At 70.4% G+C, this 11,905-nt stretch carries 5 protein-coding genes; 3 read left to right on the top strand and 2 right to left on the bottom strand.

Annotated elements, in window-relative coordinates; translation table 11 throughout:
* Positions 1–52 precede the first annotated feature (52 nt).
* Complete coding sequence (locus F8R89_RS02100) at positions 53–1,057, bottom strand: Lrp/AsnC family transcriptional regulator (protein ID WP_151782321.1); 1,005 nt, start codon at positions 1,055–1,057, stop codon at positions 53–55.
* A gap of 395 nt (positions 1,058–1,452) precedes the next feature.
* Here F8R89_RS02100 and F8R89_RS02095 point away from each other — a divergent pair, with 395 nt between their 5' ends.
* The gene (locus F8R89_RS02095; RefSeq protein WP_225994299.1) at positions 1,453–1,941 is read left to right on the top strand and encodes an NUDIX domain-containing protein; all 489 of its coding nucleotides are present in this window, start codon (positions 1,453–1,455) and stop codon (positions 1,939–1,941) included.
* Between the two features lie 46 nt (positions 1,942–1,987).
* Here the strand turns inward: F8R89_RS02095 and F8R89_RS02090 are convergent, their stop codons facing one another.
* A complete protein-coding gene (locus tag F8R89_RS02090; RefSeq protein ID WP_151782320.1) occupies positions 1,988–8,968 on the bottom strand; it encodes a glycoside hydrolase domain-containing protein in 6,981 nt (2,326 codons plus the stop codon).
* 377 nt (positions 8,969–9,345) lie between these two features.
* On the opposite strand from F8R89_RS02090, the gene F8R89_RS02085 reads away from it, so the two are divergent.
* Positions 9,346–10,920, top strand: a complete 1,575-nt coding sequence (locus F8R89_RS02085) for a phenylalanine aminomutase (D-beta-phenylalanine forming) (RefSeq protein ID WP_151782319.1) — start codon at positions 9,346–9,348, stop codon at positions 10,918–10,920.
* Positions 10,917–11,864: an ACP S-malonyltransferase gene (locus tag F8R89_RS02080; RefSeq protein ID WP_192806024.1), complete on the top strand. Its 948-nt coding sequence runs from the start codon at positions 10,917–10,919 to the stop codon at positions 11,862–11,864. The genes F8R89_RS02085 and F8R89_RS02080 overlap by 4 nt, the downstream gene beginning before the upstream one ends.
* Positions 11,865–11,905: the final 41 nt, after the last annotated feature.

Below are 11,905 nucleotides of genomic sequence, written 5' to 3'. Positions count from 1 at the left end.
GAGTGCGGGTCGGGGACCGTGTGGGCGCGGCGGAACAGTCACCGCCCGAGGCTCAGCCGGTGGGCCGCCCCATCCGGTGCCACGAGTACTTCACGGTGGCGAGGTGCAGCGTCACGTCGGACGCGATCAGCCCGGGCAGGGACCCGATGACCTCACTGGTGTACGGGTACAGATCCGCCCGGCGGGGGAGGACCATGTGCCCGATGAGATTGAAACGGCCGGTGGTGGCGCCGAGGAACTTCGTCCCAGGGTGCCTGGCGAGCTGCCGCCCCGCGGCATCCAGCCGCCCCGGCTCGATGGACAACCACACCATGAACTCCGCGTCGAACCCGAGCAGTGACGGATCGACGAGCGTGCGGAACTGCAGGAGACCCCGGGAGATCATCCGGTCCATCGCACGGGCGACACTGGACTCGGCACGGCCGAGACGCCGGGCGAGGACACTGACCTGGATACGGCCGTCCTCCCTCAATGCCGCCGCGATCTCCTGCTCGAGCGGGGTGAGCGCTTGTGGCGCCCGGTCCCGGTCGATGACGTCGGACGAGTCGGCGGCGGGCCGCAGTTCCTTCGCCGCCTCGGGCGGGAGCAGCCCGGTGTCCCACATCGCCGCCGAGGTGAAGGGACGGATGACGGGAACGACCTCCGTGCCGGTGATGAGGTCGGTCGCCGGGAGGTCGGTGAACAGCATCCGCATCATGTCGTCGTTGTCCCGGGCGACGAAGTCGACGACGAGGTCGGCCGACCCCGTGACGACGGCCACGAAACGCACGTCGGGGCTCTCGCTGAACCGCGCCGCCGCCTCCAGTCCCCGGCCGGGGCGGGCCTGGGCCCGGACCATCATGGAGGATCCGCCCTCGGTCCGGTCCAGCTCCAGCGTGCCGGTCACCCGCAGCAGCCCCCGCTCACGAAGCGTCGTGTAGCGCCGCTGGGCGGTGGTCTCACTGGCACCCACCCACCGCGCCACCGCACTCCACGGGACACGCCCGTTGAGCTGGAGCGCGGCGATGACACGCCGGTCCAGATCGTCGATGGTGCCCTCGGGGGCTGCTTCGGCCATGCCCCGAAGCTAACCAGCGATTTCCCGCCAGTCAATGACGGAATCCTGCATAACAGCAGGTCAGCGGGGTGCTATCGAGCGGTCGCATACCGAAAGGCGCTGCTCCTGGCCTGATCCGCACGGCGGTGGTACGTGACGGATTCCCCCATGGCGACCGCCGAAAGACTTGGCATGGTGCGGAAAGAGTCCGGGGCCAGGGCCGAGTGAGCACTGATACGGGTGAGGGAGCCTTCGGAAAATGGTGTTGTGCGATGACGGCCACACCTTCGACGTTCGGCTCCACGCCGGGACGACCGTGGCCGAACTGACGGCGCTGGTACGTGCCGCGGGCTGAGTCCCGGTCGAGGACAGAGCACACGGGGCTGATGTCAGTGGCACCTGGGACCGTATGAGACGTGGATGAACTCGTGGAACGCGTCGACGCGCACGACCGGGTGCTGGGAGTGGTCAGCCGGTCGGAAGCGGTCCGGCACAACTGGCTGCATCGAGTCGGCGTGGTGGTGTGCCGTGACGAACGAGGCCGCTTCCTCGTCCATCGGCGCGCCGAGCGGCTGAGCCGCTTCCCGGGACACCACGAACTCGGTGTCGGAGGCGCCGCCGGGGTCGGCGAGTCCTATGCGGAGGCGGCCGCCCGGGAGCTGTGCGAGGAGTTGGGTGTGCGGGCGACCGTGCGGCCTCGGTTCACGTTCCTCAACCGGTCCGGGCTCAGCCCCCACTGGCTCGGCGTGTGCGATGCCGAACTTCCCCCGGAGCCCGTCGTCACCGATCCACGGGAGGTGGCCTGGCACGGGTGGCTGACCGAGCCGGAACTGCGGCGGGCGTTGCGGGAGTGGACCTTCACGCCTGACAGCCGGCACATCTTCGATCGGTACTGCTCACCGTGACGACCTGCACCTGCCGCGGCCCACAGGACCGCGGCAGGTCAGCCGTTCAGCGCGTGCCGCGCTCCCGGCCGATCCCCAGCGGATCGGCCCACTCCGCCGACGGCGACCACAAGCCGTCGCCCTCCGGCGAACTCGCACCGCCGGCGCGGCTGCCGCCGTTGCCGCCGGCCGCGACCGGCCGTTCGTCGCGATCCGTGAGCTGGAACCCGACCGTGTAGGTCCGCGTGACCGCGCCGTCGGCCGAGGTCACCTTGATGGTGCGGGTGGTGAACCGGTGGCCGGGTGACGACAGGACCGAGCTGCCCTCACTCACCTTCACCCGCGCCCCGGACTGGGCCGGCACGGCGGAGAGGGACGGGACCTTCTTGTTCTTCGGCCAGTCGACGACGTACGTCGACACCGCCGGGTCGAACCCGTCGATCGCGACGCCGCCCACCTTGATCGCCGCGGCGTCGGCGTCGGCGGCCCTCGTGGCGTCCGGGAAGTTCGTCACCTCGACCGAACCGTCCGCGTTCACGATCACACGCGCCGACATCGCCGCCGCCAGGTTGATCCGTTCCCAGCTCGCCCCACCGTCCGCCGTGAGGTCCAGCGGGCGGCCGGAGTCCGTCGCGGTCTGTTCGAGGATATGCGTCCGCTGCTCGGTGGTCAGGTGCGGGAAGGCCGTGGTCAGCAGGGCCGCCGCGTCGGACGGCGCCTTGAGGGACTGTCCCGGCTTGCCCACCCGGGAGAACCCGTAGTCCAGGCGCCGCGTGTACAGGTCGACCTGCTGCGCCGGGCTCAGGCCCGCGTACGGCTCACCCGCGCAGGATTCCAGCGTGTCGCCGTACCCCTTCTCCTCGCACTGCGCGAGCAGCACGTTCCGCATCTCCGTGTGGGCCTGAGTCAGCAACCGCGCGAAGTCGGGGTCCGCCCAGCGGTGCGCGACCGTGGCCTGCGCGGCGATGCGGCCGCCCATGACGTCGAGCGGGTAGTGGAACCCGAGGACGACACGGTTGTTCCCGTACTCGGAGGCACGGGCCAGGATCGACGGGGCCAGCTCGGGCAGGAGCGTGGCGAGGATGGTGCCCGCCTCGTAGCCGCCGTACGTGTGCCCGCTGGGATACGAGCCGCTCGTGGTGAGGCTGCCGTAGGAGCGGTCCTGCGACTCGTACACGGCACCGCCGTCACCGACGAACCCGAGCCGCACGTACGGTCGTTGGTAACCGTAGTGGTCCTTGGCCGCTCCGCCGAGGTCCAGGCCCTTGGTGACACGCGAGAACAGTGCGCTGGTCTTCGGCAGCCGGCCGCCCTTGAGCGCGTCCAGGTACAGCGGGCCGAGCCGGGAGCCGAGGCCGTCCGCCATGGTGACGGTGGAGCTGTCGGTGGCGTCGACCTCGGCCCGGTCCACCTGCTGTTGGTTCGCCGCGTTGTTGACGCGTACGGCGATCCTGTCGTTCTCGGCGGTGAGCGGAGCGCCCGCCGGCACCTTGGTGTTGGCGGCGAGAATGCCCGGACCGAGCTCCTTGAAGCCGTTCAGCAGGCCGAGGAAGTAGCCCGTCCCGCCATCCGTGCCCGGCCACTTGTCCGACGGGTAGGTGGCGTCGAGCGCGTCGTCCGGGAAGGGCGACGGCTCGTACGCCGAGTCCGGACCGGCGGACACAGAGGCCGTCGCGGCAGCCGTGGTGTCGGCGTCGGACGTTCCGGCCGCCGTGACGGCCGTGACGGTGGCCGTCTGCGTCCTGGCCCCCTTCGAGGCCGTGAGCAACGCCGTGTCCGTCGTGGCGGGCACGTGCGCGGTGGTCCCGTCGCCGAGGGCCACGGTGTAGCCGATGACCGGGAAACCACCGTCGCCGGCCGCCCGCCAGGTCACGCGGACCTGCTTGCCGTCCGTGGTCACGGACGTCACGCCCGGCTTCTGCGGGGTGCCGCCGCTGATCACGACGGGCGCCGTGGCGGCGCTCGACCGGGAGGTGCCGTAGGCGTTCACCGCCTGGACGCGTGCCGTGTACGACCTGCCGGACCGCAGCCAGGTGAAGGTCGTCCTGCGGCTGTCCGGGTCGTCGATCCGGATCTCGTGACCGTCGTCGAGGACGACCTTGTAGGCGGTGACCGGTGAGCCGCCGGTGTCCCCGGGCGCGGCCCAGGCGACGGTCAGGCTCGAACCGGACGGGGTCGCCGACACGGCGTCGGGCGCGGCCGGCACCGTCTTCGGCTTGGTCCTGAGCGCGGACAGGGCGTGACGGAGGGCGTCGTACCGGGCGGTGAGAGTGCTGTCCGCCGCCTTGTCGTCCGCGACCGCGGCCTTCGCCTCGGCGAGTGCCGTGGTGAACGCCTTCCATGAGGCGTCCGTGTAGCGGTCGTCCGTGACGGCCGACGCGGTCGCGACCAGGTCCTCCAGCTTCAGCCGCGGCAGCGGGACCAGTTGGTTCGCCGCGAGGGTGAGACTGCGGGTGTGCGCGTCGACTTCGAGCTGCGTCGCGTCGTCGGCGTCGACGAGGGCGCGTGCGGCGGCGAGTTCCCGCAGGAACACACCGAAGTCGATCGTGCCGTAGCGCGCCGCGTCACCGGACAGACCCTCGAACCGCTCGATCGCCTTCCGCAGCGCGGACTTGTCCGTCTCGACGGGCTCGTCGGCGTGGCTGAAGGTGATCCGGCCCAGGTTCGCGACGTACGGGTGCGAGGCGTCCGGGGTCGTCACCAGCCGCAGATGGACGGCGTGCGAGCCGCTGATCGCCTGGGGGAGTGTCAGGCTCGTCGTCCCTCCCGCCGACCACGCGCTGCCCGTGACCGGGAGCGGCACGGTCGCGTACGGCGTGCCGGGGCTCGCCGGGAAGGAGTCCAGATAGAGCTGGACGGCCGAACCCGTGCCGCAGCGGGCCGAGTTGTTGACATAGGTGATCGTGACGGTGTTCTTCGGGGAGCCGCCGAAGTCGATGGTCCCGTAGTCCACCCAGGCCCCGTCGTAGGTGCCGCCGAGGTCGGTGGTGGACCCCGACCCGGTCCAGCCGACCGGCTCGCTCTTGAGTCCGCCTCCGCTGTGCGCGCGGAACGCGGTGGCGTCGAAGCCCACGGGCGCGTCGGCGGTCCGCGTCACGGTCAGCGCGTAGACGTTGCCCACGTACGGCTGCGAGGAGTTGTGCGTGCTGGAGACGAAGACGGCGTACACGTCCTGGACGCCGGTGAAGACGGCCGGGTCGAGGGGGACGGAGGCGGTGGCGATGGTGCCCCAGCCCGAACCGCTGTACTCGAGCGGGACGTCGACGCGCTTCGTGCCGTCCTTCGAGCCCAGGCGCAGCTCGATGTGCGAGTCCGACGCGGCCCGCGACTGAGGCTTGTCATAGCGGACGGTGACGGTGTCCGCCCCGTCGCGCAGGTCGATGTCCTTCCACTGCGCCCACGCACCGTTCGTGACGTTCTCGAAGATGCCGTTGCCGAGGTTGAGCGGCAGTGAACCGTTCCCGGTCGCCGTGCTGTTCACCGCGGTCAGCGTCGCGAGCGTGGTCGTGGGGGAGTCGGACAGCTCGTACGGGGAGAACTGGTACCAGTCGAAGTTCGACACCCACTGCTGACCGGGCGGCGCGTGGAACACGAACGTCGCGCTCTTCGCGGCGAGCAGGGCGTCCGGGTCGGTGATGGCCGCCTGGACGGTGCTCCAGTACTGCCAGCCGCCCGTACCGGGGAGGGAGACGGTCGCGACGACGGGTCCGTCGGCGGTGCCGGCGTGGATGTCGACGCTGCTCGGCTTCGCGTTCGTGGCCTGCGAGTTGGCGTAGCGCACCGAGACGCTGCGCGGGGCCACGCCGCCGAAGTCCAGCTTGCTGAACCGCTCCCAGGAGCCCTCGGTCACCCCGCCGAGGTTGCCGTCCGAGTTGTTCCGTTCACTGGTGAGGCTGGGACCCTCCTTCTCGTCGGGGGACTCGGCCTGCAGGACGGCGTAACCGCCCTCGTCGAGGGTGAGGGAGTCGATGGCGGAGTGCAGGGCGTCGGCGGCGGCCATGATCGTGCCCGTCGCGGAGTCGCGGTCCGCGAGGACCGTACGGGCGCGCTCGAGGGCCGACCGGAACACGGTCCAGGAGCCGTCGGAGTAGTTGCCGCCGCGCACGAGAGACGCCTCGTCCACGAGCGCGTCCAAGGCCTTGCGGTGGACCGCGGCGGCGGAGACGCGCAGCGGGTCGGTCGGGGATATCCCGGTGCCGCTCACCGTCGAGGCGGCGACGCCGTGAGCGAAAGCCGCGTCGCGGAACGTGATGCCGAGGCGCGCGTCGACCTCGGTGGTGCCGTCCAGGCTCAGCGTCGCCGTCTTCTTGCCGGTGACGCTGATGTCCGCCGTCACGCCCTTCGGCAGCCCGGTCACGCGGGCCGCACCGCTCTTGGTGAGGCTCGTGCCCTTGTGCGCGGCGAACGACGCCGGTCCGTCCAGGGTGAGCCGCACACGGCCGTCCACGGCGCCGTCGGAAGTGGTGTCGACCGTGCCCGGGCGGGCGGAGACGACGGTCCTGCCCTTGTCCGTGCCCGCACCGCCGTCGCCACCGGAGTCGGTGTCGGTGCTCAGCGAGTACGCCGGCTCGGTGCGGGCGCCCCACGGGGAGGGCTTGGAGCCCATGGTGAACGCCAGCGTCCCACCGCCGATGATCTGCGCGTAGTCCAGCCAGGTGTTGTCGAACCGCTTGCCGCCGAGGGTGGCGTTCTGGACGTAGAAGTTGCTCGGCGACACCCCGTCGGCCTTCACCGTGAACGTGGAGCCGTTGGCGTAGGTGATCTTCGTGGAGTCGAAGAACGGGCTGCCGATCTGGTACTGGCTGGAGCCCGCGGTCACCGGGAACAGGCCCAGGGCCGCCGCGACGAACATCGTCGACATGGTGCCGGCGTCGTTGTCCATGGTCGGCAGGAAGCCGTCCGGGGTGGGCTTGTACACCTGGGTCTTGACGGGAGGGCGGAACTCGCCGCCGGAGCTGGGCGCTTCGTTCGTGGAACCGGTGGCGATGTACCGGTTCCAGGTGGCGCCCGTGTAGATGGCGCGCACCCACTTCTGCGTCAGGCTCGGCTCACTGACGTAGTTGAAGAGGTAGGGGGCCTGCAGGTCGATCTCGTTGGCGTTGGAGTGCAGCATGGTCGAGCCGTCGTCGACGGTGGAGTCCTCGCCGAACATGTGCCGGATCGCGGCCTTGCCGGCCTTCGCGCCGCCCATGGCCTCGATGAGGCCGTCCATGTCATAGGCGTCGTACCAGTGGTACTGCCACAGCGTGCCCTGGTAGAGGCCGGCCGCCTCGAACCGCTCGTAGTCCGCGCTCTGCCAGTCGCCGTTCGCGGCACGCGGGGTGAGCAGACCGACCTTGGTCCCGTCGCCCGCGGTCCATGCCCCGGGCTTCACGAGGTTGTCGATGGCCATCGTCGCCTGCGCGCGCAGCTTCTTCGCGTCGTCCTTCTTGCCGAGCGCACCCGCGATGACGGACAGAGCCCACTGGTCGTAGCCGCGCTGCACGGTCGTACCGGGATCACCGGCGACGTACCCCTGCCGCAGTTGTGCGCCCGTGTAGTACCCGGAGTACGACAGCAGCGCCGGGTACGCCTCGTCGAGGCGGTCGAAGTTCTTGAAGCCCTTCGACAGCGCGTCGGCGACCAGGACCGCCGAGCGCTCCCAGCGCACGGTCGGCACCGAGTGGGTGAGGCTGCCGAGGCTCTTGCCGGAGACGCGCTGGTCGGCGAAGAGCACGATCAGCGACTGGATCATGTCCCGGTAGGTGGCCGGGTCGATGTAGGCCTCGACGGAGTACTTGCGGAAGTCGTCCCAGGTGGACCAGCCGTCGTAGTACGTGAAGCCGTTCGCCTTGTGCACCGCTCCGTCCGCGCCGCGGTACGTGCCGCTGGTGCTGGTGGCGTTCACCGGCAGGGCGTACATGCGGTACAGGTGCGTGTAGAACTGCTTGGTGAGCGTCGACCCCGGGTCGGACTTCGCCGAGGCGCGCACGTCGACGGCGCCGAGCGCCGCGTTCCACTCGGCCTTGGCCGCCGCGCGCACCTGGTCGAAGGTGCGGCCGTCCACCTCGTGGCGCTGATCGGTCGCGGCCTGCTCGGCGCTGACCGGCGACAAGGTGATGCGCAGTTCGATGTCGTCGCGGTCGGCCGGGTCGAAGGCGAGGACGGCGCCGGTGTCGGTGCCGTCCTGGGCCGTCGCCCCGCTCAACGTCCCGTCCTTCCCCCAGGTCTTGAGGGAGGTCACGGGGACGTTCGTGGTGGCGTGGTAGTACAGCTGGTACGCGGCGCCGTTGAACGACCCCGCGATGACCCCGCCGATCGCCGTGGTCCCGTCGGGGAGCGTCGTCGCCTTGAGGGTCGAACGCGTGCGGCTGGTGAAGTTGTTGGCGAGGTCGAGGACGAGCTTCGGCTCCGACCCGGCGGGGAACCGGTACCGCTCGAGCGCGGTGCGTGTCGTCGCGGTCATCTCGGCGTCGATGGTGCCGGAGTCCTGCGTGACCGACGAGGCGGTGCCGGAGAGGGAGCCCAGGCCCACCTGGTAGTAACCGGGCGTCGCGGTCTCGTCCTTGTGGCTGAACGCGTGCGCGTACGTACTGGGGGAGGGGCGCTTGTCGTACTGGACGGAGGTCGGGACGACGAGCAGGTCGCCCCCGCCTCCGGAGCCACCCACGCCGTCGAGGTTCGTCGCCGTGAACCCGGCGATGTGGTCCTCGTCGTAGTCGTACCCGGTGTGGTTGCGCTTCGGCGTGGTCAGCGGGTTGACCTTGGCCAGACCGTGGGGCGCCTGAGCGCCCGGCAGATCATTCCCGTCGTCCCCGGCGGTCGACACGAACGGGTCGACGAGCTTGGCGTAGTCGGTGCCGGAGGACGACCCGCCTGACGACCCCGAGGACCCGGCGGAGGGAGGGGAGACGGGCATCGCGGCGGCGAGGCCACCACCCGTCAGTACGCCGATCCCCAGCGCCCCGGCGAGCAGCGCGCAGACCGTCGCGCGCAGCGGGCGGTGACGCCGTCGGGCGGCTCCCGGAGGGATCGCGCGGGGCAAGGGGTGTTGAGATCTGACGGGCACGTTGTCTCTCCTGCGTCGCGGTGTGCACGCATGGTGCGATCCCGCGTGTGACAACGTTGTCAGTCGGTAACCCGGTCGCCAGGCATGGAGCAACCCGAAGCGAGACCGCGGCGGCCGACTCAACGCGATCACGGGCGAACTCGACGGGATCACGTCAGCGCGTGGATGACCGTACTCGATAAGACACGGAGAAGGTATACGGAGGACGCATGGAATCTGTACGGCGTGTGCCCGGGTGCCCCGAGTTCTTAGGGGGTCCTCCGGCGCACGTAGGGGGATGGTGGCGGTGCACCTCGTTCTCCCGGCTGGCTTGACTGGGGATCGCCTGCCCTGTCGATGCGGGGACGTGATCACCAGACCCCAGGAGAGGTTCTCCGATGACGCTCACTATCAAGGCCAACCAGTGGTTCACCCTCGACGAGTTGGACGCGGCGGCGGCCGGGCCCGAGCCGGTCGAGCTGGACGAGGAGGCGTGGCGGCGGGTCCGCACCTCACGCGAGACCCTCGAGAAGTTCGTCGAGAACGACCGTGTCATCTACGGCGTGAACACCAGCATGGGGGGCTTCGTCGACTGGCTCGTGCCGGTGTCCATGGCCCGGGAGTTGCAGGAGAACCTCATCAACGCCGTGGCCACGAACGTCGGCCAGTACCTCGACGACCGCACGGTCCGCTCCATCATGCTGGCCCGGATCGTCTCGCTGGCCCGGGGCAACTCGGCCATCTCGCCGGAGAACCTGGAGAAGCTGATCCGGCTCTACAACTCGGGCATCGCCCCCTGCGTGCCGGAGAAGGGCTCGCTCGGCACCAGCGGCGACCTCGGCCCGCTCGCCGCGATCGCCCTGGTGGGCGTGGGCCAGTGGAAGGCCCGACTGGACGGGGAGACCCTGCCCGGGGGTGACGCCCTGGCGAAGGCCGGGCTCGAGCCGATGACGCTCAGCTTCAAGGAGGGGCTGGCCCTGATCAACGGCACGTCCGGCATGGTCGGCCTGGGCACCCTCGTCCACGCCCGGGCCCGCCGGCTGCTCGACACCTATCTGACGGTGTCGGCCCTGTCGGTCGAGGGGCTGCGCGGCATGACCAAGCCGTTCGACCCCCGCGTGCACGAGCTCAAGCCGCACCCGGGCCAGCGGGAGGTCGCCAAGCGTCTCTGGGACGTCCTGCGGGACTCGGCCATGGCGGTCAACGAACTCGACACCGAGACCACGCTCGCCGGTGAGATGGGGGACGCGACCAAGCACGCCTCCCAGCCGATCGAGGACGCCTACTCGATCCGCTGCACCCCGCAGATCCTGGGTCCCGTCCTGGACAACATGACGCAGGTCGGCGCCACCCTGGAGAGCGAGCTCAACTCCTCCAACGACAACCCGCTCGTCGTGCCGGAGGAGGACGACGTCTTCCACAACGGCCACTTCCACGGCCAGTACGTCTCCATGGCCATGGACCACCTGGTCATCTCCCTGGCCACCCTGACGAATCTGGCCAACCGGCGCATCGACCGGTTCCTGGACCAGAGCAACAGCAACGGACTGCCGGCGTTCCTGTGCCGGGAGAACCCCGGGCTCCGGCTGGGTCTCATGGGCGGCCAGTTCATGACGGCGTCGCTCACCGCCGAGACCCGGGCCATGGCGATGCCGATGTCCATACAGTCGCTGACCAGCACGGGCGACTTCCAGGACATCGTCTCCTTCGGTTTCGTCGCCGCCCGCAAGGCGCGCGAGGCACTCGACAACGCCACCTACGTGGTGGCGTTCGAGTTGCTGTGCGCGTGCCAGGCCGTCGACATCAGGGGCGGCGCCGACGAACTATCCAGCGTGACACGTGAGTTGTACGAGCGCACCCGCAAGCTGGTGCCGTACCTCGACCGCGACGTCACCATCACCGACTACGTGGAGTCCATCGCCCGCGAGATCCTGGGCAAGGGACCCGCGCTCGACGCGACGGCGCTGCGATGAGCGCCGGCACCCCGGCGACGGCGATCGCCTTCCCCGGCATACGGCAGAGCCCGTTCTCCGACCTCGGCAAGTTCCTGCTGATCAACCCGGTCGCGCGCGGGCTGACCGAGATCGCCGACGACACCCTGGGCTACTCGACCCTCGACCGCTACCGGCAGGCCGAGACCGCCTACTCGCCCGGCGAGCGCGTGTCGTTCCTCGTCACGTGTCTGGCACTGGCGCAGTGGGCCGAGGACGCACTGGACGTGCGGCCGCAGTGGTGTCTGGGGGCGAGCTTCGGCAACACCGCCGCGGCGGTGTACTCCGGGGCGCTCGACTTCGCCGAGGCGGTCTGGCTGACGGCCCGGTGGAACGACTGCGTGGAGGAGTACTTCGCCGAGAACCACGGCGATGTCGTCACCCAGTCGTTCGCGCGCACCCCCGAACCCCGGCTCACGGAGATACTGCGTGAGCTGGACGAGGCGGGGGAGTGGTACGAGATCGCCTGCCACGTCGACGACGACTTCTGGATGCTGTCCGTGCGCGAGCACCGCCTCGACTGGCTGCGCACGGCCCTGCGTTCCCGGGGCGGTCTGCCCATGTACACGATGCGGCCGCCCATGCACGCCTCCGTGTTCGCCCCGCTGCGGGACACCATCGAGCGCGAGCTCGTCGACCGGCTCGGCCTCCGTGATCCGCGACTGCCGATCGTCAGCGACCACGACGGCACGGTCGTCGGCACGGCCGCTCAGGTACGGCGTCTGCTGCTGGACGGTGTCGTGCGCACCGTCCGCTGGCCGGCCGCGATGTCCACGCTGGCCGGCCACGGGGTCGAACGACTGGTGGTGTCCGGGCCGGACGGGCTGTGGGGCCGGGTGGACGGCGTCCGCAAGGCGTTCGACGTGGTGCCGCTGACCCCCGCGATCGCGCTGCGCCCGCGCCCCCGCCGGGCGGCGGTGGCGTAGCCGCAGGCGTGATGGTGACGGCCGGCCCCGGGCCCTCACCA

Source organism: Streptomyces sp. SS1-1 (assembly GCF_008973465.1).
Classification (GTDB): domain Bacteria; phylum Actinomycetota; class Actinomycetes; order Streptomycetales; family Streptomycetaceae; genus Streptomyces.
This window is presented reverse-complemented; position numbering and strand designations above follow the sequence as displayed.